Source organism: Pseudoramibacter alactolyticus ATCC 23263 (genome assembly GCF_000185505.1).
GTDB lineage: Bacteria > Bacillota > Clostridia > Eubacteriales > Eubacteriaceae > Pseudoramibacter > Pseudoramibacter alactolyticus.
In genome coordinates, this window is the sequence record NZ_GL622359.1 from 51,334 (window position 1) to 72,729 (window position 21,396).

The window sequence follows — 21,396 nt, forward strand, 5'->3', positions numbered from 1 at the left end:
CCGTTTCGTATTCGGCTGGATGTTACGGATTTAAATGAAAATAGCCAAATGGAATGAGGAGATAAACAATGAGTTTTAAAAGAGTGATTAATGTCGTTGAAACACATGACGGGGAACCGATGAGAGTCGTAACCGGCGGCGTCGGGCATATTCCGGGGGGTTCGGTTTATGAAATGGAAGAGTACCTGCGCACGAAATCGGATGGTCTGCGTAAATTCCTGCTTCGCGAACCCAGGGGATACCCGCCGCTTTGCTGTAATATCTTGGTTCCGCCGAAAAATCCCAAAGCTGATGCCGGCTTCATCATTATGGAGCAGACGGAATATCCGATGATGTCCGGCGGCAACGTCATCTCTGTGGCAACTGTACTGATTGAGACAGGAATCCTGCCGACGAAAGAGGGAATCAATGAGTTTACGCTGGAAGCTCCCGCCGGGCTGATCGGCATCACAGCCAAGGTTGAGAATGGCAAAGCAGTGGCCGTAACCTTTAAGAATGTTCCGGCCTTCGCGGTTTATACAGACAAAGAGATTGAAGTGCCCCATATCGGGTACGGGGTGGAAAAGGTTAAAGTCGATGTTGCCTGGGGTGGTATGTTCTATGTAATGGCAGATGTGCGCCAGTTCCCGTGGATAGAGCTGAAACCGGAAAACGGCAGAGAGATCACCAGGGTATCCTCTTTAATTCTGAAAGCGGCACAGGATCAGCTGCCGGTTGCCCATCCGAATTATCCGGGAGTGGGAATTACGATTTCACAGTTGTTCGGACCTTCCGCGCATCCAGAGAAGTCTGATGTTCAGAATGCGGTCACGGTTGCCAGTGGAGCGGTTGATTTTGATAATCCTTCCACATGGATCGGGGCGCTGGATCGCTGTCCATGTGGGACAGGCACCTGTGCAAGAATGGCAGCGATGTATGTCAAAGGAGAGCTTGACTTGAATCAGCCGTTCCGTCATGAAGGTCTGCTCGGGGTTGTCTATGAAGGTCACCTGATCGAAAAGACAAAGATTGGTGATTATGACGCACTGGTACCGACGATTACCGGTCAGTCCTGGATTTATGGTTATGGCAATTTGGTGCTCGATCCGACGGATCCATTTGAAGAAGGATTTACGATCGGCGATATCTGGGCATAAATTTAAAAAGATATCCGAATGCCGATAACGAATGGTCCTCTCCCGATGTTTCGGGAGAGGAAGCGGAAGGACAATCAATCGCATGACTCAAAGAGGAGGAAGAAGCAAATGGCGAAGGCAAAAGCAGATACGGATCTCTGCAAGGGGTGCCGCTTGTGTGTGGGGGTATGCCCGGTAAAAGCGATCGAGCCTTTAACAGAAGTAAACAAAAAGGGCTATGAGATCATTAGAATTGATGAAGAAGCCTGTATCGGGTGCGGACAGTGCTATGTGATGTGCCCGGATTATGTGTTCACAGTCGAATAATCAGTCAAGAGGAAAACAATGAGCAAAGATTATGTATTGATGAAGGGAAATGAGGCGATTGCGGAAGCAGCGCTGCGCGCAGGTTGTCGATTTTATGCCGGGTATCCGATCACACCGCAGAGCGAGATCCTGGAATATATGTCAGCCCATATGGCAGACAGAGGCGGCACATTCATCCAGGGTGAAAGTGAGATCGCCAGCATGAGCATGCTTTGGGGGGCGGCAGCCTGCGGGGAAAGGGTCATGTCCAGCTCCTCCGGCCCGGGATACGATCTCAAGCAGGAGGGAATTTCCTATCTTTCTTCTTATAACCTGCCGGCGGTTATTGCGGACGTGATGCGTTATGGGGTAGGCGACGGTGAAATCACGGAAGGTCAGGATTCTTATTGGCTGGCTACAAAAGGCGGCGGACATGGGGATTCCAGACAGATCGTTTTATATCCGGCTTCTGTTCAGGAATGCGCGGATTTGACCTATCTCGCCTTTGATCTGGCAGAAAAATATCGGACGGTGGTTATCCTGTTGAGTGACGGTGGGATCAGTCAGATGATCGAAAAGGTAGCGCTTCCGGAGGCGAAAGAGCACGATAAAACCAAATTCGATTGGGCCATAAAACCCTATAAAACGGCAGAAGAGCCCAAAGTCAAGGTTACCAATTTAGACCGTTCCATGGATTATGGCGACTATGACCGGATGATGCGCGATAAATTTGCCGCGATGCACGAAGCAGAGCAAAGATGGGAAAGTGTACAGACAGAAGACGCAGAGTTGATTTTAGTAGCCTGCGGCATCTCGTCAAGGATCTGTCAGTCGGCCGTTCGTCAGGCAAGGGCGCAGGGGATGAGGCTGGGCCTGATTCGGCCGATTTCCTGCTGGCCGTATCCGGGAAAAGCATTTGCTGACCTGCCGAAAGGTCTGAAGGGCTTTGTGACCGTGGAGATGAGCCTTTCGGCACAAATGGGACAGGATCTTATGCTTGCGACAAAATGCAGCTATCCGGTCTATGGATACCTGACCAGCAAATATGTAGCGAAGACAACCGAGTTGGTGACGTATTGCAAAAGTGTACTCGCTGGCAACGAGAAAGAACTGGGGGTGCTCTGAAATGGCAATTGTAAGAAAAAAACCGGAAATGATCGGACAGCAGGTTGGCTGGTGCGGCGGCTGTGGCCACGGAATCATTCAAAGACTGGTTGCAGAGTGCTGTGAGGAACTTGCCTTGGCAGAGAAGACGGTCCAGGTGGTGGATATTGCCTGCGCCTACTGGTCCATCGATGCGTTAAATGCAGATGGGATTGCCGGTCCGCACGGCAGATGCGCCGCAGTGGCGACCGGAATCAAAAAAGTCCTTCCCGGTGCGAATGTCTATGTTCATGCCGGTGACGGGTGCTCTTATGTTATCGGTCTGTCAGAGACCTGCTTTGCGGCAGAAAGGAATATTCCGATTACAATGATCGTTGCCAACAACGGTATTTTCGGTATGACCGGAGGCCAGATGTGTCCAGCCACTACATTGATCGGGGACAAGACGGTTTCGTCGAAAAAGGGACGCGACAAAGGCATCAGCGGTGACCCTTTTGACATGCTAAACATTATCTCTAATTACGATATTGCCTATGCGGCAAGGGGGGCCCTCTATGATCCAAAGCACATCAATGAGACTAAAAAAATGATTAAAAAGGGATTTGAATATCAGAGGGATAAGAAAGGATTTTCAATGATCGAAGTCCTTTCGCCCTGTCCGACAAACTGGAAGCTCAGTCCGGTTGACGCGATGGCAAAAATTAGGGATGAAAACGAAAAAATCTTTCCGGTGAAAACCTATGTGGATAATGGAGGAAATAGATAATGGCTGATGTAATGTTTGCCGGCATCGGTGGCCAGGGTGTCCTAACGGCCGGGAAAATGTTAATCCAGATCGCTGCGGAAGAAGGTAAAAATGTCTGCTGGACCAGTGAATATTCCGCAGAGATGCGCGGGGGCACCGCGCTTTGTAGAGTGGTTGTGGAAGATGGGGAAGAAACGATCGGAAGTCCCTATCCGGATCGTCTTGATATTTTGTGCTGCATGACAGAAAGCGCCTATGATGCTTACGGGGCCCAGCTTAGAGATGGCGGGCTTGTCGTTATCAACACGCCGCTGTTTGGCAAGCGGAAATATCCGGATAATGTGAAGGTGCTCGGGATTGACACGCAGGCGGTAACGGAATCAGTCGGCAATGAGCGCGGGGCGAACTTGGTTTTGCTTGGGGCCATGGCAAAAGGCTGTGATCTGATCGATGTGTCAAACGAGGAACTTTTACTTGGCTGTCTGAATAAAAAGTTTAAGGGCAACTATGAATGCTTCAAAGGCGGATATGATCAAGCGATAGAAATCAAATAAAAAGCAGGAACAGGCAGGGAAGAACAGGATATGAAAGATAAGATATTTTTGAGAAACGAATTAAAAAACATCTTTAAAATCGTGATAGGCTGTTTGATCTACTCGCTCTCAGTTGTGCTATTTATCGATCCGGTGCACATTATTCCCGGATCGGTAACAGGGATCGGAGTCGTTATCAAAGCCCTTACGGGTTTTCCGATCGGCATGTTGAATATGATCGTCAATATTCCGCTGGTAATCTGGGCGGCGATCATATTGGGGAAAAGAATTCTGATCTATACCGGTCTGACGGTGCTGCTTAATTCCCTGATGATGGATGGGCTGGCATTTTTGCCTCCTTTTACGAATAACCTTTTGCTGGCATCAATTTTTGGCGGTGTCATGATGGGCGCGGGCCTTGGAATGATTCTGGACGCCGGGGGCAGCACCGGTGGGACAACGATTGTCGGGCACATCGTCAATCATAAACGGTCGGATATCCCGATGGGAAATATTTTGATGGTTGGGGATTTTATCATCATTACGATCGGTTCCTTCTTTCTGAAAAATTGGGATCTCCTTCTCTATTCATTGATCGATTTGTATGTATGTGTTGCCGTGATCAATCTGGTCATGTACAGCGGAAAGGTACAAAGCATGGCGGTGATCTGCTCTGAAAAGGTTTCAGAGATCGCAGACAAGATTTATGGAACCATAAATGGGAATGTGATCACAACAGATCCCGAGAAGGTAATTGTCATAACTAAAAAACAGGATATCAGCAAAATACAACATCTCGTCGAAACAACGGATCAGAAAGCTACCTGTCTGGCGTTTTATGCGGATCATGCCTTTGGGAAATTTTATGAAAATTTTGCGGCCGCTCCGGAAGCGGATAGGGAAGATCGGACAAGCGTTGTTTCTGATACAAGGCGGGAGGAAGAATTAAAGGAGAGCGACGAATTATGACTCACGTAGAGAAACCCTTGGCGGGCGTGAAGGTGTTGGATTTGACCCAGGCTTACAGCGGACCGTTTGCAACCATGCATTTGGCCGACCACGGCGCGGAAGTAATTAAAGTGGAAATTCCCGGAAGTGGCGACCAGACCAGGGACTGGTCGCCACTCCGAAATGGCGCCAGCGGATATTTCGGCTATATCAACCGCAATAAAAAAGGAATTGCCCTGAATCTGAAGTCGGATGAGGGAAAAGAAGTCTTCAAAGATCTGGTTAGAGAAGTAGACGTTGTTTGTGAAAATTTTCGCGTGGGGACAATGGAAAAATTAGGGCTGGATTATGAAGTGCTCAAGGCGGTTAATCCGGGTCTGATCTATGCTTCGATTTCCGGATTCGGGTTGGAGGGATCAATGGCGAAGTTGCCTTGCTATGATGTTGTGGCACAGGCGGAAGGCGGTATGATCAGCATGACAGGCTTCCCTGGTCAGCCAGTGAAGGTGGGGCCGGCGATCGCGGATAACTATTCCGGGACATATCTTGCCTTGGGAATAACCATGGCTCTCTACCAAAAGCAAAAGACAGGAATGGGGCGCCGTTTGGATGTATCGATGGTTGATACGATCTTTTCGATATTGGAAAGCGGTGTGGTAGAGTATACGGTCAACGGCAAAATGGTAGGCCCATCGGGGAATCGGGATCCAAGTATCGCGCCCTTCGATTCTTTTCCGGCAAAGGATGGGGAATTTGTAATGGCATGCGGAACAGACAAATTTTGGAAACGGCTCTGTGAGGTAATGAAGAAACCAGAGTTGGTAGAGGATGAACGTTACAATTCGAATGCCCAGCGTTTGGTTAATTATGCAGAACTGAAAAAAGAAATCGCATCCTGGTCGGAAAGGTTTACGATCAGGGAAGTTGAAGAGCAGATCGTCCGGGCGGGAATTCCTTTCGGGCGGATCAAAAACATGCAGCAGGTTTGCGAATCTGAGTTGATTAAGAGTCGAAACATGTTATGGACGGTACATGATCATGGAATCGGAGAGGACATCCTAATCCCGGGCACGCCAATCAAATTCCATGGCAGCGAAGATAGAGTTCGTTTTTCGGCACCGGTTCTGGGAGAAAATACCAAAGAGATCTTGAGCGATCTTGCGGGATATTCAGAGAAGAAGATTAAGCAACTGCAGAAAGATGCTGTGATCTGAAGATGTTGATTTTTCCTGAGATTTGATGTTGCGCGGCTCGATTGTTTAGATCATTCTATGGGCTCACAGCATCTATGCAAAGGGAGTTAGAGCATATCATCAGTGTATTAATCGAATTAAAATAATTGGCATATAGGTTGTACAAAAAACATCTCAAAAGAGATGTTTTTTGCGTATGATCTACGATGGCTTTTTCCAAACGGCCTCCGTCGCGCGGATGGCGCGCCCCATCAGTTCGCGTTCCCGCGCGGTGTCGCCGGTGAGATTCAAGTAGCCGAAGAGTGCCTCGAGCCCCGTGGCATAGCGGTAATCCATCTTATCCGCATGCTTAGGGGGGATGCTTTTGGTGTTGCGCCCCCGGCGGACCAGATCCTGCTCCGGCTCGGTCAGCATCGGCAGCAGCTGGCGGATGGCTGCGGCTTGGGCGCTGGCCCGCACATAGCGCGCCGCCAGACGGGTCAGGTGGTTGACGTTTTGCAGGCCCCGGGCGATCAGGTAGCGGCGGATATAATCCGAATAGACCGCGTCACCGATATAGGCCAGGGTTAATGGATTCAGCCGGCGGGCCTCCTCGGGGGCATAAACTCGGGTGAGGCGCGCCGCGATATCGGTTGTTTCGCTTACGCTTTGTGCCATTTGACGCCTTCCCGGGTGTCCTCCAGCACGATGCCGCGGGCGGCGAGTTCGTCGCGGATGGCATCGGCACGGGCAAAATCTCTGGCCCTGCGGGCGGCCTGCCGCTCGGCGATAAGCGCCTCCACTTCGCTTTCGAGATGACTGTCCGGTTCTTTTTCGGCCAGACCGATCACGCCGGCCAGCTCCCGGAAAAGCTTGAGAGCGGCGGTGACGGCGCTTTTGGGCGAGGATTCCGACAGGGCGGTGTTGGCCGCGCGCACCAGCTCGAACATGGCGGCGATGGCGTCGGCGGTGTTGAGATCGTCGTTCATCGCGGCGATAAAGCCGTTTTTGTATTGGGTAAGGCTTTGGATCCAGGCAGCTTCATCGGGGGATGGCTTGCGGTCTTCGGCGTGGTCCGCCAGATAAATCATCTGATTTTTCGCGTTGTAAAAGCGCTCGAGGGCGTTTTGTGCCGAGGCCAGCAGTTCGTCGGAGAAGTTGACCGGGCTGCGGTAGTGGGCCATCAGCATGAACATGCGCACCACCTCGAGGTCGTATTTGCCGGCAATGTCCCGGACGGTGAAGAAATTGCCTTTGGATTTGGACATTTTTTCGTCGTTGATATTGATGTAGCCGTTATGCACCCAGTAACGGGCGAATTCGCAGCCGCAGCTCCCTTCGGACTGGGCGATTTCGTTCTCGTGGTGGGGAAAGATCAAGTCCTGACCGCCGCCGTGGATATCGATGGTTTCCCCCAGAAATTTGCGGCTCATGGCCGAGCATTCGATGTGCCAGCCCGGCCGGCCCCGCCCCCAGGGGCTGTCCCAATAAGGTTCGCCCGGCTTGGCCTTCTTCCACAGGGCAAAGTCGAGGGGGCTGTGCTTTTCGTCGTTGACGTCGATGCGGGCGCCGGCCTCGAGATCGGCGACGTTTTGCCCCGAGAGCTTGCCGTAATCCGGGAAGCGGTCCACCGCGTAATACACATTGCCGCCGACGTTGTAGGCCAGGCCCCTGTCTTCGAGGGCTTTGACCATCGCGATGATTTCCGGCATCGTGTCGGACACCCGGGGATGCACCGTCGCGCGGCGAATGCCCAGAGCGTCGGCATCCTTGAAATATTCGGCGATGTATTTATCGGCGATTTCCTTGGCGGTGCAGCCTTCTTCGTGGCTGCGGTTAATGATTTTGTCGTCCACGTCGGTGAAATTCTGCACGAAGGTCACGTCGTAGCCGATGTATTCGAGAAAACGGCGCAGCACGTCGAAGACGATAAAGGGGCGGGCGTTGCCGATATGAAAATAATTATAGACCGTGGGTCCGCAGGAATACATGCGGACCTTGCCCGGCTCGATGGGCACGAATTCTTCCTTTCGCTGGGTCATGGTGTTGTATAATTTCATTGAGTGCTCCTGAAAATAAATTTGAGGGCGCGGCGGGCAAACGCTTGCCGAGACAGCGCCGATCGTCAGCCTGATGCGCGGTGAATGGGCACCCACGCGTTCGGCGGCTAAATTTTTTTTATTATAACATAAGGGCAAGGGCATTCCCACGACAAATCCAGAGAAAAACGGTTTAACTTGTGACAGTGAAGTGGTATAATAATAAATATTTTTAATTGTGAAGAAACAGAGGTAAGTTTATGGAAGTCAGAAGAGAGGCTCTGGTGCGGGCGCTTTTATCGATAGAGGATGCGCAGATGGCAAACGATCTGCTTGACGACATGTGCACGATCAAGGAAATTGAGGACATGGCCAACCGGCTGACCATCGCCGAACTTCTGGCCGCCGGCAAAACCTTCATCGATGTGGAAAAAGCCACCGGCGCGAGCTCAGCCACCATCAGCCGCGTCAACAAGTGCCTCAAGCACGGCCGGGGCTACCGCCGGGTGATTGACCGCATGAACGAAGCCGAACCCGGCGAGTGATCGGTGAGCGCCGCAGGCGGGTCAGAGATCAGAGCATTCAATCAATAAAGCCAAATGGAACCGCATAGGACCGTTATAGAAAGAAGCCAATTATGAGAAAATTTTATAAATCCCACAAGCTGGACAATGTGTGCTACGACATTCGCGGGCCGGTGGTGGAGGAAGCCAACCGGATGATGCGCGACGGCATCGACATCGTGATGCTCAACACCGGCAACCCGCCGTCCTTCCAGATGAACGCCCCGGACGAAGTAATTCGCGACGTGCGCCTGCATTTAAAGGATTCTGAGCCCTATTGTCATTCCAAGGGACTGTTTCCGGCGCGCAAGGCCATCGTGCAGTATTATCAAACTGAGGGCCTCATGGACCTCACCGAAGAGGATGTGTATATCGGTAACGGCTCCAGCGAATTGGTGACCATGTGCATGCAGGGACTGCTCGACGATGGGGACGAAATGCTCATCCCCACGCCGGACTATCCGCTGTGGACGGCCTCGACGGCTTTGTCCGGCGGCAAACCGGTGCACTATCTGTGTGATGAAGCCAGCAATTGGTATCCGGATCTCGACGATATCCGCGCCAAGATCACACCGAAGACCAAGGGCATCGTCGTCATCAACCCGAACAACCCCACCGGAGCGGTCTATCCCAAGGAGATCCTCGAGGATATCGTGAAGATTGCCGTGGAAAATGATTTGATCATCTTCTCCGACGAAATTTACGACCATATTATCTACGACGGCAAGCCCTTTTATCATCTGGGCAATATGACCGACGAAACCCTGGTGGTCACCCTCAACGGCCTTTCCAAGAGTCACCGGGTGCCGGGTTTTCGCGTGGGGTGGATGGTGCTCTCCGGGAATCGCGACGATGCCAGAGATTATATCGAGGGCATCGATATTCTCACCTCGATGCGGCTGTGTGCCAATGTGCCGGCGCAGTACGCGATTCAAACCTCGCTGGGCGGCTATCAAAGCGTGCGGGATCTGGTGGCTCCGGAAGGCCGGCTGCATCAGCAGCGGGACATTGTTTATGAAGGGATCAATGCGATTCCGGGGCTGTCCTGTGTAAAGCCCGATGGTGCGATGTACGCCTTTGTGAAGATCGACACGCCGCGCTTTAATATTACCGACGACGTGCAGTTTGCCCTGGACATGCTCAAGCGGGAAAAGGTGCTCATCGTGCAGGGCTCCGGGTTTAACTGGCCGGAACCCGATCATTTTCGCATTGTTTTTCTGCCGAGTCCCATCCAGCTTAAGGACACCATGGGCCGCATCGGGCACTTCATGGGCCATTACATTCAGGAGTGACCCATGCGCCGTTTCAAGGGGCTGCACCGCAACCGTGAGCAGGGGGTCTTAACCGGTGTGTGTCAGGGGCTCGGGGAGTACTTTGATATTTCCCCTTGGCTCATCCGACTGGTGTTCATCGTGGTGACGCTGCCCTGGGTGCTCAATGTGGCATCGACGGTGGCGGCGGTCGCCGTTTATATCGCTTTGTCGTTTATTATACCGAGCGGCCGCAAAGATCCGCCGGGGGATGGCGGCCACCACAACACGGTGGATGCGGATTACACGGTGATCGACGAAGATGATCCGACAGACGGCAAAGCCGTGTGAAAAAAGATGCTCTGTTTGAGAAAAGAACGGGGGATTAAAATTTCGTGAGAGTTTATGGAAAAATTTTTTAAAACCACATCGCCGGAGGCGACGGCCGGTTTGGGCGAAGCCCTGGGCCGCACACTGGCGGGCAGGAACGGACTGGTGTATCTCACCGGGGATTTGGGCGCCGGCAAAACCACGCTGATGCAAGGCATTGCATCGGGGCTCGGGCTTGACGCCCGGGTGACCAGCCCGACTTTTGCTCTGGTGAACGCATACGGCCGCGATGAAGAGGCGGTGTATCATATGGATCTGTATCGGCTGGAGGATATGGACGAGCTGATGGAGATCGGCTTTGAGGATTTTCTGGCAGATGAAACCCTGATCTTTGTGGAGTGGCCGGATCTGCTGCTCAATGAAGGCTACGCACCGCTGGCGGCCATTGACCTGCGCCGGGATCCGGCGGATGCCGTGAGCCGAATCATTTGCTTTAAAACGGCGGATGCCTCTTTGGCAGAAAGGGTGGCCGAATTTGAAAGCTGAGCGCGTTGAAAATACGGCAAAGGCTGGAACGGTAGACGGCAAGCGGCATTTTATTACGGCGGTGATTCCCGCCGCGGGACAGGGCAGCCGCATGAAGGCCGCGATGAACAAGCAATACCTGACCCTTGCCGGAAAGCCGATCCTCTCCTACGCGATCGATGCCTTCGAGGCCTGTGAATTGGTGAACGAAATCGTCGTCGTCATCAACGCGAATGAGCGAAATATTTTTCGCCGGGAGGTCACGGCGAGACGGCGCTACCGAAAACTAAAGACCGTGATCGGCGGAGACTGCCGTCAGGCATCGGTGCTCAACGGGCTTAAGGGAGCGGATCCCCGCTGCGATCTCGTAATGATCCACGACGGGGCGCGCCCGCTGATCAATCAGCAGCTCATTTTGAAGTGCATTGCCGAGACGCTGCGCACCAAAGCGACGGTGGTGGCGGTGCCGGCCAAAAACACCATTAAGGTGGTGCGCCAGGAGAACGGCACGGCGATTGTGGATCACACCCCGGACCGGGAAAACCTTTACGAGGTGCAGACCCCGCAGTCCTTTGATTATGCACTCATCATGGCGGCCTACACCAAGGCCGCAGCCGACGGGGTGGCCGCGACAGACGATGCATCCTTGGTCGAGCATTACGGCGAGCCGGTAACCATCGTCCGCGGCTATTACAATAACATCAAAATCACGACGCCGGAGGATCTGATGATCGCTGGTGCTGTGTTGGCCGTTCGGCCATAGCTCTGACGCGACAGGCTCAGGCATATTCAACAACGAAATGCGCAATGCGCAGCGAATCAGTGAACAAGACAGTCGTACGACAGTCAATGGGAGGTTCTGCTATGGAATTAAATGAAGAATTATTGGCGAGAATGGATTACCGTATGAATCAGGTGCGGTTCTTTGAAGAGAAAATTCGGGAATTGGTGGCTGACGGCGCTTTAAACGGCGCGGTGCATCTGGCCATCGGACAGGAAGCCTCGGACATCGGCGCGTGCCTGGCGCTGGATGCCGGCGACTGGGTGACGATGACCCATCGCTGTCACGGACAGGCCATCGCTTCCGGGATGGAGGTGCGCAGGATGATGGCCGAGGTGCTGGGCAAAAAGAGCGGTCTCTGCGGCGGCAAAGCCGGCTCGCTTCATCTGGCGGATGCCTCGGTGCGGAATCTGGGCGCGGCGGATGTGCCGGGTCAGGGGTTTAGCGTGGCCTGCGGTGCGGCGCTAACCCAGAAACTTCAGAAAACCGGCAACGCCGTGCTCTGTTTTGGCGGAGACGGAGCGGCCGATGAAGGCAGCTTTCACGAAGCGCTCAATCTCGCGGCGGTGTGGCAGCTGCCGGTGATCTTCTTCATCGAAAATAATTTTTACAGCGGAACCACCGCCATTGAAGACCATATGAAAGGTGAACACATTGCCGACCGCGCCCATGCCTATGGCATGCCCGGCATCACCGTGGACGGCAATGACGTGGTGGCGGTGTTTACCGCGGTGGATCAGGCGCGGGCCCATGTGAAAGAAGGCAACGGCCCGGCGCTGATCGAAGCACAGACCTATCGCCTTTGCGGCCACGACACGGCGGACCTCCAGCTTTACCGCCCCAAGGAAGAAGTGGAAGCCTGGGTGGAGAACGATCCCATTGTCCGATTTGAAGAACAGCTGCAGTCGGATTTTCAAATGGCCCCTGAAGTGATTGATCAGCTTAAGAAAAACGCCAAGCGTTCGGTGGAGGAAGCAGCGGATTTCGCAATAAATGCCGATGAACCGGCGATGAGCGAAGTGATCACCGGTGTTTTCGCATAAGGAGGCAGGACGATGGAACTCAAAGAAATGACCTATAAAGAAGCGCTGAAATTGGCACTGAAAGAAATGATGACTGCTGACGGCGACGTGGTGATCTTTGGCGAAGATGTGCGCCAGGGCGGCGGTGTGACGCTGGGGCTCGTTCAGGAATTCGGCGAAGCTCGGGTGATGGATACCCCGGCCAGCGAATCGGCAATGGTGGGCTGTGCCGTGGGGGCGGCCATGACGGGGCTGATCCCGGTGGTGGCGCTGCGCTCGATGGATCAGGCAGCGCTGGCATTGGGCGAAATCATCGGCGCAGCCGCGCGCACCGCCTATACCTCCGGCGGCCAGTATCACGTGCCGCTGACACTGCTCATTCCGACGGGGCTCGGCGACGGTGTGCGGCAGGCCGGTCAGACCTTGGAAGGGCTTTTCGCGCAGATTCCCGGGCTTAAAATCGTGGCGGCCTCGACTCCGGCTCAGGCCAAGGGGCTGCTCAAATCGGCGATTGCCGATCCCAATCCGGTCGTCTTTTTGATGAATCAGGACTTAATGGCTCTAAAAAGTCAGGTGCCGGCCAATGCGGATTATACCCTGCCGTTGGAAACGGCCTATGTGGAGCATCCCGGTGACGACATGACCATTGTGACTTGGGGCGCCTCGCTGGTGACAGTGCTCAAAGCGATGGCCGAGCGGGACGATGTCTCGGCGGAAGTGATCAATCCGATGACCCTTGCGCCGATGGATATCGGCGCGGTGCTCGCTTCGGTGAAGCGGACCGGGCACTTGTTGATTGTGCACGAAGGCAGTAAGACGGGCGGTATTGGGGCGGAAATAGCGGCGTCGGTGATCGAAAGCGACACCTTTGACTATCTCGAGGCGCCCATTGTCCGCCTGTGCGGTCTCGATACGCCAATGCCCTACAACCGCAGACTGCAGGATGTGGTTGCCCCTCAAAAAGAAGACGTGCTTCAGGCCATTGACGACCTGTTGGATTTATAAACTGCGGGAAGGAGCGAAGCATGACAGATCAAAATCAGCCGAAGGGCAATGAACGGCTTTCTTTGAGAAATCTCGGACAGCGCAAACGGGAGGTTCATCCTCGTGAAAACAATCTGCGCTCGACCCCGGCGGCCCGCCGCTACGCCCGGGAAAAGGGCATCGATCTCAGCAAACTGGACGGTTTTTTCGGGAATCGGCGCATCACCGAGAAAGACATCGATCTTTACCTCGAAAAAAAACGCATAGTTCAAAAGCGGGTGCACAAAGATCAGGCACATGAAGTGCGTGAAAGCCTGCCGGCGGAACCGGCCGCCGAAGAAGATGAAGGCATTTCGCCCCTGGCACGGAAACTGGCCGAAAAGCTGCACGTGGATTATCATAAGATTGAAAGCGGCAGCGGCCCCGAGGGACGTATCCTGCGCCGCGATATCAGGGAGGCGGCACAAAAGGCCGCGGAGGACGGCGCTGAGCCGGAAAGCGACGCGGCAGATGCGTCTGAAAGTTTAAAAGCATCGGCCGAGTCGGAAGCGCTACCAAAAGAATCAATCGATGAAACGGCGATGGCGGATGGGCCGGCCGCCGAAGCGGATTCGGCAGACGAAGCGGGCACAGGCGCGCCGAACGGCGTTGAAATGCCGGATGCCACTGCAGAAAGTGATAAAGCATCTGCAGCGGCGTCGGATTTGGTGAGAAACCGGGATCGAAGGAGACTTGCCGCCAAGATGTCGGCAGATGAATTGGCGTCGGCCGATTTTAATCCGGAAATGGCCCCGGACTATACCAAGATCATCAATCTTGGCGTGGCGGCCAAGGCCGATCCGGATTCCGAACGGGATTTTGATGCTGTCGTGCTGGGCGGCGGTGCGGCCGGCATTGCCGCGGCGATCGCGGCCGGACGCAAGGGCTTTAAGACCGCGCTGGTCGCGGAAAATTTCGGCGGCGGCTTTTTGTACGGTGGCGCGGTGGAGGCGCGATTCCTCTACGAAAACGCCAAACTGATCCGATCCTGCATCGGCGCAAGGCGCAACAAGGGCATTGTCGTTGACAAGCTGTCCCTGGATATGCAGGTGATGGGGAGTGAAAAGCAGCGTGCGGTGGATTACGAAGCGGCGGTGCTGCGCAGCGATTTGATGGACGCCGGCGTGCGCGTGTTTGAGGGCGCGGGCCGGCCTCTGGCGCCGGGCTTTATCGACGTGAAAGACGAGGGAGGCCGCCAGGAGCGCCTCAACTGGCGAAAGCTTATCGTGGCGACGGGCACCCTGCCCCAGCCGGCGGCTTTTATGGAAGATTATGACGAGGTGATTACGGACAGGACGATCTTCAATCTCGACCAGATCCCCCAGGAGCTGACGATCATCGGCGACGGCCCTATCGTTTGCGAGGTGGCTTCGATTTACGCGACGATGGGCTCCCGGGTGTCCATTATTACCGCGGCAGACAATGTTTTAAAGGGCCTCGACGCTCAGATCATCAACCGCCTGGAAGAACAGATGAAGCGCAGCGGCATCGGCGTGCACACCCGGGTGAAGCCCGTCGATGTCTATAAAGACTCGCTGGGGGCCATCCATATCGAACTGGCGGACACCGACGCGAAGCCGGCGGCAAACGGCCGCTATCCTAAAATCACCACGGTGATCTCGTCGGCGATTTACGTTGCCTCGGAATACCGGGTGAATACCCGTGGTCTCGATGCGCTGCGTCTCGATATCGACGAGGGGCGCATCGTCATCGATGAATTTGGCAGGACCTCGGTGGCCAATGTGTATGCCATTGGAGAAGCGACAGGCCGGTGCACCCTGGCGCATCAGGGGCGGGCCATGGCCCAGATGGTGGTGGACAACATCGCCCTCGAAGCAGAAGGCAGCAAATTGCGCGCCATTGATTTCACGCAGGTGCCGGTTTGCATTCACGCGTTTCCGGAGGTGGCGACCATCGGTCTCGACACCCGTCGGGCCGGCGTGGCCCATGAGGATGTGCGCTTCGGCCTTGCGCCGCTGGGCAGCGAGCCCGGCAGCCTCTTTGACGAGGATAAGCAGGGCTTCGTGAAGGTGATCGTCGATGGGGAAACCCGGGAAATTCTCGGGGTGCACATCATCGGCGAAGAGGCCTGCGGACTCCTCGGGCAGGTGCAGGCACTGATGGCGATGCGGGGCACCGACGCCGATATGGCGCGGATCGTCAATCCGGCGCCGAGTTTGGCGCAGGCCGTTCAAAACGCTTTTGACAAAATTGACGCATGACAGACATTGAAGGAGGCAAGCATTCATGACGAACCAATCCCATTCCGAACGGGAAACCATTGTCGTTCTCGATTTCGGCGGTCAGTACAAGCAGCTGATCGCCAGGCGCGTGCGGGAATGCCATGTGTATTGTGAGATCCATTCGTATCAAACCGGCCTTGAAACGCTCAAAGCGATGAATCCCAAAGGCATCATCCTGACCGGCGGGCCCAACAGCGTTTACGATCCGGCCTCTCCGGCCTATCCCCAAGAACTCTTTGAAGCCGGCATTCCGATCCTCGGCATCTGCTACGGCTCGCAGCTGATGGCCTATCAATGCGGCGGCCGGGTGGAGACGGCGCCCGCCAGTGAATACGGCCGCACCGATCTAACCATCGACAGCGCTGGCGGCCATTTATTGGCCGATGTGACGCCGGAGACGACCTGTTGGATGAGCCACACCGATTATATTGCCGCGGCGCCCGAAGGGTTTGCCGTGACGGCCCACACCGCGAATTGTCCGGTGGCGGCGATGGAAGATCCGGCGCGAAATCTTTACGCGGTGCAGTTTCATCCGGAGGTGGCGCACACCCCGGAGGGTACGAAGATGCTGCGCAATTTTGTGATCGATATCTGCGGCTGCGCCGGCAGCTGGCAGATGGATGCCTTTGTGGACCATACCGTCGTGGCGCTGCGGGAAAAGATCGGCAGCGACCGGGTGCTGCTCGGCCTGTCCGGCGGGGTAGACTCCACCGTGGCGGCGGTGCTGCTCTCCCGGGCCGTCGGCAAGCAGCTGACCTGCGTTTTTGTGGATCACGGGCTGATGCGCAAAAACGAGGGCGATGAAGTGGAGGCCGTGTTCGGGCCGGATGGCGACTTTGATCTGAACTTTATTCGGGTGAACGCCGGAGATCAGTATTTTAAAGCCCTAAAAGGAGTCATTGATCCGGAACAGAAGCGCAAGATCATCGGCGCTCTTTTTGTTGAAATTTTTGGCGCAGAGGCGAAAAAGCTGGCCGCTCAGGGCGGCTTTAAATACATGGCCCAGGGCACAATCTATCCCGACGTGGTGGAAAGCGGCGTCGGCAGCGGCGGCGCGGTGATCAAATCCCATCACAACGTCGGCGGTCTGCCCAAAGAAATGGTGACGGATCTCGGCTTTGAAGAAACGCCGATCGAACCGCTGCGCGATCTTTTTAAGGACGAAGTGCGCCGGGCCGGACTGGAGCTGGGCATCCCGGCGCATCTGGTGTATCGCCAGCCTTTCCCGGGGCCGGGTCTCGGCGTGCGCATCGTGGGCGAAGTGACGCCGGAAAAGGTGGCCATCACCCAGGAAGCGGATGCAATCTTTCGCGAAGAGCTCGCCAACGCCGGCATCGACACCGGCGCGGGGCAGTTTTTTGCGGCGCTTTCCAACCTGCGGTCAGTAGGCGTGATGGGCGACGGCCGGACCTACGATTATGCCGTGGTGCTGCGCGGGGTGCTCACCGCCGACTTTATGACGGCCGAGGCCGCGGAAATCCCGTGGCCGGTGCTGCAGACCTGCATGAACCGGATTATCAACGAGGTGAAGGGCGTCAATCGCGTGATGTATGACCTGACGTCGAAGCCCCCGGGAACGATTGAGTTTGAATAACAGAAGCAAATATGCTACTTTTATAAAACTGTTGAAAATACAGCTTTTAAACGGTTTAAATATAGAAAAATTCTCTAAATGATACTGTTTTGATACTAAAAGCAAGAAAAAGCAGGTCTGAAAGGGAGTTGTTGAATTTAGGTAAATAGTTTAGAAAGCCTTCCATCATTTTGGTGGAAGGCTTTTGTGGATATAGTGATTTATAAATTTATATTCGTGGGGATGTATCCTTTAAAATTTGTACGAATACTGTAGGGTAGTAAAAGAAATCTTCCTCTATACTAAAATAAACTGAAAGAAAGGAGGAAAACCAAAAATGAATATTATTAAGTCGTTTAACAGCACGATTGATTATCTTGAAACCGTTCTTGATGATGAAATCAATGAAAAGAGAGTAAGTCAGTTATCCGGATATTCTTATTCAATGTTCAGTCGCTTGTTTTCTATTTTAACTGAAACAACACTTTCGGAATATTTAAGAAGCAGAAGATTAACGGAAGCTGCCATTATATTAAGAGATACAGATGAAAAAATCATTGATGTTGCATTCAAGTTTGGATATGAGTCATCGGATTCGTTTGGAACAGCATTTAAGAATTTTCATGGATTTACTCCTTCAGAGGTAAGAAATGGGAAACCGTTCAAATTAGTTTCACGAGTACAGTTGGCATTAAGTGTAAGAGGAGGGAGAAGTATGAATATTACAATTCAAAAGAAAAAAGCATTTACAGTTGCAGGTGTAAATGAACAAAACATCAATTCGTCATTGTGTCCGAGTGTTTGGGATAAACTATATAAAAAATATAGTCATGATGAATTAGCAATGCTTGGAGAAGGACGAAGCGTAGGTATTTGTCATGATGTAGAAAGCCCAAATTCTATAAATTATATGGCGGGTTATATCGTTAATGATATAGATAAAGCAAGAAGTATGGACTTAGATGTTTTGGAAGTTGAAGAAGCAGAGTATGCTGTTGTTGAGCTGACAGGAAGTGTTCCGGAGTGTATTCATAACGGGTGGAAATATGCGATGGAAGTATTCTTTCCGGAGCATGGCTATGTTCATTCAGGGAAACCCGACTTTGAATATTATTATGAAGGTGATATGCATAGCAAAGACTATAAAATGGAACTTTGGATTCCGATATGTAAATCTTAACAAATAAGCAGTTTATTAGGTCAATTAGATTCTTATAAAAAGCACATGGCTCGAAGAGTAAAATTTTTCAGCTATGTGCTTTTTCTGTGCTTATTTTATTTCCGGTGGGACTTTGGCATTTATTCCGCTTTTATAGAATTTTACATTGCTTTCTTCAAAGGGAACATAATCTTTTTTCAGACTTTCAGGATAATTTGCTTTCCAATCTTGCAGTGCCTCTTTTGTAATTTCGTTATTTTCATACTTCTCTTTCATTTTCTGCCATTCTTCAAGCATGCCACGTATTTCAAAATAGTGTCACTGCCAAAATAGATGGTGGTAGTGTATCCGGGATCTTCGTCGTTCATAATAACCGGCCTGATATTAACCTCAATGCGGCCGCTAAGCTTAAACAAGAATCGCATAAGATCATGTTCCGTATAGGGATAGGCAGGTTCTTTCAGATAATTTTTATTTACATGGAGTGCAGCGGAAATATTTTCCAAAAATCCACAAGAATATTCCGTGAAACGGGAACCTGTGGATTTTTTGTTTGCCAAAAATATGGAAGCTGACAAAAGCTCGATTAAAGCGAATTTAATTAAAATATATTATTTAAATGAATTTGTAAAAAGGCGTGCCGTCTTGTCAATAAGGGAGTAATGCATTTTGATCGCATAAAACTCGGGAAAGACAAAAGAAAGGCCATTTGCAGCCAAGATGCGGTTGCTGTGTCGAAGAAGGCGATCATATCAAGTAAAAACAAGAAAGGAATCTTATGTTTGAGAGCAGGGTCATATTAAAAAAGTCAATGTTGTATAAGGTGATATCTTGTGCATTGATACTGATTCTTCCAGCCGTTTGCTTTTGTGGCTGCGGAAACGTAAAAAAAGAAAAGCCTGTAAAAAAAGATGTGAAAAAGCAGATTTATGGACTTACCATCGACGATGCGTGGGACGATGACGTTGCGTTAAAGGATGTTGTAGAGGGACTGAAAAATCTGAAGGCAAGGCCAACGGTCAGAATCGTTATGTCAAGAGAAACGGAACCCGCAGAATATGTGAAGCTGTTTAAAGCCATCAAACCCTATGCGGATATAATGGCCTGCCCCGTGGATTCTTTCGAAATGAAAAATTTTAAAGACAGGGAAAGTTATCTCCAAAGGTTCAAAGATTCTTATGAACATTTGTCTCAATATGTAAGTATTTGGGAAGTCGGGAATGAAATCAACGGAACGGAGTGGATAAAGCAAAGGCCGGAATTGATTGTCGATAAAATATTTTCAGCAGCGAATTTTATCAAGCGCAAGGGCGGGAAGATCGCATTGACATTGTATTGCACCGATTCGCCGAGCAAGGATATGATCGCGTGGATGCAAAAATATATTCCCCCAAAATTAGCGGATTCTGTCGATTATTGTTTTGTAAGTTATTATGAAGATGATAATGGCGGTTATTCTCCTGAATGGAAGCGCATATTTAAGGATCTGGGGGAAATTTTCCCGTCAGCTTTTCTTGGCATAGGGGAGTGCGGGAATATCGCTGAAAATGCCACCGAAAAAAGTAAAATCGAAATGGCCAAAAAATATTACGGGATGCCCAAATACCACAAGCGGTTTGTCGGAGGATATTTCTGGTGGAACTGGGTCGAGGATTGTATCCCTTACAAAAATAACAGGGTGTATGAAACCATCAGAAGCTATGGCGGTTGAAAAGGAAAATTTGACAAATATTGAATTATAATTTATTATTAAATATAAATTCAGTATTGGAATAGAAAGAGGTGTGCGATGGCACAAGTATTAAAAGAAGAAGTTAGAAATAGAATCCTTGATGCAGCAGAAAAAGTATTTTATGAAAAGGACTATAGAGGTGCCAAATTAACAGAAATTGCAAAAGAAGCAGATATTCCTGTGGCACTAATTTATACCTATTTCAAAAATAAGGAAGTTTTGTTTGATGCAGTAGTAAGTTCTGTTTATATAAATTTCGAGTCAGCCTTTGATGAGGAGGAGTCTTTGGAAAAAGGTTCTGCTTCTGAAAGATTTGATGAGGTTGGAGAAAATTATATTCATGAACTTTTAAAAGAGCGTAAGAAGTTAATTATTTTAATGGATAAAAGCTCAGGTACAAAGCATACAGAAGCAAAACAAAAACTCATATCGCAAATGCAGGTTCATATTGAAGTAAGTTTAAAAAGACAATCAAAAGAGGAATATGATCCAATGCTTGCCCATATTTTAGCCAGTAATTTCACAGAGGGGCTTCTTGAAATAGCAAGGCACTATCAAAGTGAAAAGTGGGAAAAAGATATGTTAAAACTTATTGCAAGGTGTTATTACAAGGGAGTGGAATCCTTGTAAGTTGATTTGATATTTAAATGCGATAAATTTAAATTTTTGGAGGAGATATTTTGAAAATATATAAAGATAAAGAAGAACTGAAATCTGAGATAAATAAAAGTTTTGAAAAGTATATTTCTGAATTTGATATTATTCCTGAATCTCTCAAAGATAAGAGAGTCCCTGAAGTTGACAGAACACCAGCAGAAAATCTTGCTTATCAACTCGGATGGACAACATTAGTTTTGAAATGGGAAGAAGATGAGAAAAACGGTTTTGAAGTAAAGACACCGTCGGATATGTTTAAATGGAATCAACTTGGAGAATTATATCAGTGGTTTACCGATACTTATGCTCATTTATCGATAGAAGAATTAAAGAAACGATTGAAAGAGAATATTATATCTATCTATACAATGATTGATACACTAAGTGAAGAAGAATTATTTCAACCGCATATGAGAAAATGGGCTGATGAAGCTACTAAAACAGCGACATGGGAAGTTTATAAGTTTATTCATGTTAATACGGTTGCCCCTTTTGGAACGTTTAGAACTAAGATTAGAAAATGGAAAAAGATTGTGCTATAATTTTTGATTTGCTGATACAGTAATTTAAAAAATA

At 51.0% G+C, this 21,396-nt stretch carries 23 protein-coding genes; 20 read left to right on the forward strand and 3 right to left on the reverse strand.

The features are described 5' to 3' along the window. Positions 1–68 precede the first annotated feature (68 nt). From HMPREF0721_RS00180 to HMPREF0721_RS00210, 7 genes are all read left to right on the forward strand, one after another. Complete coding sequence (locus HMPREF0721_RS00180; RefSeq protein ID WP_006597464.1) at positions 69–1,136, forward strand: proline racemase family protein; 1,068 nt, start codon at positions 69–71, stop codon at positions 1,134–1,136. 108 nt (positions 1,137–1,244) lie between these two features. After that, positions 1,245–1,442, forward strand: coding sequence for a 4Fe-4S binding protein (locus HMPREF0721_RS00185; protein WP_040639802.1), 198 nt, complete (start codon positions 1,245–1,247; stop codon positions 1,440–1,442). Positions 1,443–1,460: 18 nt separating this feature from the next. Further along, positions 1,461–2,546 carry a 3-methyl-2-oxobutanoate dehydrogenase subunit VorB gene (locus HMPREF0721_RS00190; RefSeq protein ID WP_006597466.1) on the forward strand — a complete coding sequence of 362 codons (1,086 nt, stop codon included), beginning with the start codon at positions 1,461–1,463 and terminating at the stop codon, positions 2,544–2,546. A 1-nt stretch (position 2,547) separates the two neighbouring features. Beyond that, a complete protein-coding gene (locus HMPREF0721_RS00195) occupies positions 2,548–3,291 on the forward strand; it encodes a thiamine pyrophosphate-dependent enzyme (protein WP_006597467.1) in 744 nt (247 codons plus the stop codon). Further along, positions 3,291–3,824 carry a 2-oxoacid:acceptor oxidoreductase family protein gene (locus HMPREF0721_RS00200; protein ID WP_006597468.1) on the forward strand — a complete coding sequence of 178 codons (534 nt, stop codon included), beginning with the start codon at positions 3,291–3,293 and terminating at the stop codon, positions 3,822–3,824. Before HMPREF0721_RS00195 ends, HMPREF0721_RS00200 begins: the two co-directional genes overlap by 1 nt. 30 nt (positions 3,825–3,854) lie before the next feature. Continuing rightward, positions 3,855–4,772: a YitT family protein gene (locus tag HMPREF0721_RS00205; RefSeq protein WP_006597469.1), complete on the forward strand. Its 918-nt coding sequence runs from the start codon at positions 3,855–3,857 to the stop codon at positions 4,770–4,772. Continuing rightward, positions 4,769–5,965, forward strand: coding sequence for a CaiB/BaiF CoA transferase family protein (locus tag HMPREF0721_RS00210; protein WP_006597470.1), 1,197 nt, complete (start codon positions 4,769–4,771; stop codon positions 5,963–5,965). The genes HMPREF0721_RS00205 and HMPREF0721_RS00210 overlap by 4 nt, the downstream gene beginning before the upstream one ends. 180 nt (positions 5,966–6,145) lie before the next feature. Here HMPREF0721_RS00210 and HMPREF0721_RS00215 read toward each other — a convergent pair whose 3' ends face one another. Together HMPREF0721_RS00215 and cysS are read right to left on the reverse strand one after the other, a co-directional pair. After that, a complete protein-coding gene (locus HMPREF0721_RS00215) occupies positions 6,146–6,601 on the reverse strand; it encodes a Mini-ribonuclease 3 (RefSeq protein ID WP_006597471.1) in 456 nt (151 codons plus the stop codon). Continuing rightward, positions 6,586–7,983, reverse strand: coding sequence for a cysteine--tRNA ligase (gene cysS / locus HMPREF0721_RS00220; RefSeq protein ID WP_006597472.1), 1,398 nt, complete (start codon positions 7,981–7,983; stop codon positions 6,586–6,588). Before cysS ends, HMPREF0721_RS00215 begins: the two co-directional genes overlap by 16 nt. A 239-nt stretch (positions 7,984–8,222) precedes the next feature. Between cysS and HMPREF0721_RS00225 the strand changes: the two genes are divergently transcribed. The 10 genes from HMPREF0721_RS00225 (at position 8,223) to HMPREF0721_RS00270 (ending at position 18,452) form a co-directional block, all read left to right on the forward strand. Further along, entirely contained in the window at positions 8,223–8,507 is a 285-nt protein-coding gene (locus HMPREF0721_RS00225) for a YerC/YecD family TrpR-related protein (protein ID WP_006597473.1), read from the forward strand. A gap of 92 nt (positions 8,508–8,599) precedes the next feature. Next, positions 8,600–9,817: a pyridoxal phosphate-dependent aminotransferase gene (locus HMPREF0721_RS00230; protein WP_006597474.1), complete on the forward strand. Its 1,218-nt coding sequence runs from the start codon at positions 8,600–8,602 to the stop codon at positions 9,815–9,817. Between the two features lie 3 nt (positions 9,818–9,820). After that, on the forward strand, positions 9,821–10,126 hold the full coding sequence (locus HMPREF0721_RS00235; protein ID WP_006597475.1) for a PspC domain-containing protein: 306 nt from the start codon (positions 9,821–9,823) through the stop codon (positions 10,124–10,126). Positions 10,127–10,180: 54 nt separating this feature from the next. Continuing rightward, on the forward strand, positions 10,181–10,651 hold the full coding sequence (gene tsaE, locus HMPREF0721_RS00240; RefSeq protein WP_006597476.1) for a tRNA (adenosine(37)-N6)-threonylcarbamoyltransferase complex ATPase subunit type 1 TsaE: 471 nt from the start codon (positions 10,181–10,183) through the stop codon (positions 10,649–10,651). Further along, the gene (gene ispD, locus HMPREF0721_RS00245) at positions 10,641–11,393 is read left to right on the forward strand and encodes a 2-C-methyl-D-erythritol 4-phosphate cytidylyltransferase (protein ID WP_006597477.1); all 753 of its coding nucleotides are present in this window, start codon (positions 10,641–10,643) and stop codon (positions 11,391–11,393) included. The genes tsaE and ispD overlap by 11 nt, the downstream gene beginning before the upstream one ends. 101 nt (positions 11,394–11,494) lie before the next feature. Continuing rightward, positions 11,495–12,454 (forward strand): thiamine pyrophosphate-dependent dehydrogenase E1 component subunit alpha, encoded by a 960-nt coding sequence (locus HMPREF0721_RS00250; protein ID WP_040639803.1) that lies wholly within the window; start codon positions 11,495–11,497, stop codon positions 12,452–12,454. 12 nt (positions 12,455–12,466) lie between these two features. Continuing rightward, on the forward strand, positions 12,467–13,438 hold the full coding sequence (locus HMPREF0721_RS00255; protein ID WP_006597479.1) for an alpha-ketoacid dehydrogenase subunit beta: 972 nt from the start codon (positions 12,467–12,469) through the stop codon (positions 13,436–13,438). A gap of 20 nt (positions 13,439–13,458) precedes the next feature. Continuing rightward, the gene (locus HMPREF0721_RS00260; RefSeq protein ID WP_006597480.1) at positions 13,459–15,678 is read left to right on the forward strand and encodes an FAD-dependent oxidoreductase; all 2,220 of its coding nucleotides are present in this window, start codon (positions 13,459–13,461) and stop codon (positions 15,676–15,678) included. A 25-nt stretch (positions 15,679–15,703) separates the two neighbouring features. Continuing rightward, a complete protein-coding gene (gene guaA, locus HMPREF0721_RS00265; protein ID WP_006597481.1) occupies positions 15,704–17,293 on the forward strand; it encodes a glutamine-hydrolyzing GMP synthase in 1,590 nt (529 codons plus the stop codon). A 316-nt stretch (positions 17,294–17,609) separates the two neighbouring features. After that, complete coding sequence (locus HMPREF0721_RS00270; RefSeq protein ID WP_006597482.1) at positions 17,610–18,452, forward strand: AraC family transcriptional regulator; 843 nt, start codon at positions 17,610–17,612, stop codon at positions 18,450–18,452. 90 nt (positions 18,453–18,542) lie between these two features. On the opposite strand, the gene HMPREF0721_RS12330 is transcribed toward HMPREF0721_RS00270, so the two are convergent. Beyond that, on the reverse strand, positions 18,543–18,707 hold the full coding sequence (locus HMPREF0721_RS12330) for a carbamoyl-phosphate synthase large subunit (protein WP_156788661.1): 165 nt from the start codon (positions 18,705–18,707) through the stop codon (positions 18,543–18,545). A gap of 502 nt (positions 18,708–19,209) precedes the next feature. On the opposite strand from HMPREF0721_RS12330, the gene HMPREF0721_RS00285 reads away from it, so the two are divergent. The 3 genes from HMPREF0721_RS00285 (at position 19,210) to HMPREF0721_RS00295 (ending at position 21,362) form a co-directional block, all read left to right on the forward strand. Further along, positions 19,210–20,142, forward strand: a complete 933-nt coding sequence (locus HMPREF0721_RS00285) for a hypothetical protein (RefSeq protein WP_006597486.1) — start codon at positions 19,210–19,212, stop codon at positions 20,140–20,142. A 78-nt stretch (positions 20,143–20,220) separates the two neighbouring features. Beyond that, positions 20,221–20,793, forward strand: a complete 573-nt coding sequence (locus HMPREF0721_RS00290) for a TetR/AcrR family transcriptional regulator (RefSeq protein ID WP_006597487.1) — start codon at positions 20,221–20,223, stop codon at positions 20,791–20,793. Between the two features lie 50 nt (positions 20,794–20,843). Beyond that, positions 20,844–21,362, forward strand: a complete 519-nt coding sequence (locus HMPREF0721_RS00295) for a ClbS/DfsB family four-helix bundle protein (RefSeq protein ID WP_006597488.1) — start codon at positions 20,844–20,846, stop codon at positions 21,360–21,362. The last annotated feature ends 34 nt before the right edge of the window (positions 21,363–21,396 follow it).

What these genes read in the sequence shown, in the direction of transcription:
- HMPREF0721_RS00255 (WP_006597479.1), top strand. Translation starts at nt 12,467, where the DNA reads ATGGAACTCAAAGAAATGACCTATAAAGAAGCGCTGAAATTGGCACTG.
- HMPREF0721_RS00215 (WP_006597471.1), bottom strand. Translation starts at nt 6,601, where the DNA reads ATGGCACAAAGCGTAAGCGAAACAACCGATATCGCGGCGCGCCTCACC.
- HMPREF0721_RS00195 (WP_006597467.1), top strand. Translation starts at nt 2,548, where the DNA reads ATGGCAATTGTAAGAAAAAAACCGGAAATGATCGGACAGCAGGTTGGC.
- HMPREF0721_RS00205 (WP_006597469.1), top strand. Translation starts at nt 3,855, where the DNA reads ATGAAAGATAAGATATTTTTGAGAAACGAATTAAAAAACATCTTTAAA.
- HMPREF0721_RS00260 (WP_006597480.1), top strand. Translation starts at nt 13,459, where the DNA reads ATGACAGATCAAAATCAGCCGAAGGGCAATGAACGGCTTTCTTTGAGA.
- HMPREF0721_RS00185 (WP_040639802.1), top strand. Translation starts at nt 1,245, where the DNA reads ATGGCGAAGGCAAAAGCAGATACGGATCTCTGCAAGGGGTGCCGCTTG.
- HMPREF0721_RS00210 (WP_006597470.1), top strand. Translation starts at nt 4,769, where the DNA reads ATGACTCACGTAGAGAAACCCTTGGCGGGCGTGAAGGTGTTGGATTTG.
- HMPREF0721_RS12330 (WP_156788661.1), bottom strand. Translation starts at nt 18,707, where the DNA reads ATGAAAGAGAAGTATGAAAATAACGAAATTACAAAAGAGGCACTGCAA.
- HMPREF0721_RS00180 (WP_006597464.1), top strand. Translation starts at nt 69, where the DNA reads ATGAGTTTTAAAAGAGTGATTAATGTCGTTGAAACACATGACGGGGAA.
- HMPREF0721_RS00225 (WP_006597473.1), top strand. Translation starts at nt 8,223, where the DNA reads ATGGAAGTCAGAAGAGAGGCTCTGGTGCGGGCGCTTTTATCGATAGAG.
- HMPREF0721_RS00270 (WP_006597482.1), top strand. Translation starts at nt 17,610, where the DNA reads ATGAATATTATTAAGTCGTTTAACAGCACGATTGATTATCTTGAAACC.
- tsaE (WP_006597476.1), top strand. Translation starts at nt 10,181, where the DNA reads ATGGAAAAATTTTTTAAAACCACATCGCCGGAGGCGACGGCCGGTTTG.
- HMPREF0721_RS00190 (WP_006597466.1), top strand. Translation starts at nt 1,461, where the DNA reads ATGAGCAAAGATTATGTATTGATGAAGGGAAATGAGGCGATTGCGGAA.
- HMPREF0721_RS00285 (WP_006597486.1), top strand. Translation starts at nt 19,210, where the DNA reads ATGTTTGAGAGCAGGGTCATATTAAAAAAGTCAATGTTGTATAAGGTG.
- guaA (WP_006597481.1), top strand. Translation starts at nt 15,704, where the DNA reads ATGACGAACCAATCCCATTCCGAACGGGAAACCATTGTCGTTCTCGAT.
- HMPREF0721_RS00235 (WP_006597475.1), top strand. Translation starts at nt 9,821, where the DNA reads ATGCGCCGTTTCAAGGGGCTGCACCGCAACCGTGAGCAGGGGGTCTTA.
- HMPREF0721_RS00250 (WP_040639803.1), top strand. Translation starts at nt 11,495, where the DNA reads ATGGAATTAAATGAAGAATTATTGGCGAGAATGGATTACCGTATGAAT.
- HMPREF0721_RS00200 (WP_006597468.1), top strand. Translation starts at nt 3,291, where the DNA reads ATGGCTGATGTAATGTTTGCCGGCATCGGTGGCCAGGGTGTCCTAACG.
- cysS (WP_006597472.1), bottom strand. Translation starts at nt 7,983, where the DNA reads ATGAAATTATACAACACCATGACCCAGCGAAAGGAAGAATTCGTGCCC.
- HMPREF0721_RS00290 (WP_006597487.1), top strand. Translation starts at nt 20,221, where the DNA reads ATGGCACAAGTATTAAAAGAAGAAGTTAGAAATAGAATCCTTGATGCA.
- HMPREF0721_RS00230 (WP_006597474.1), top strand. Translation starts at nt 8,600, where the DNA reads ATGAGAAAATTTTATAAATCCCACAAGCTGGACAATGTGTGCTACGAC.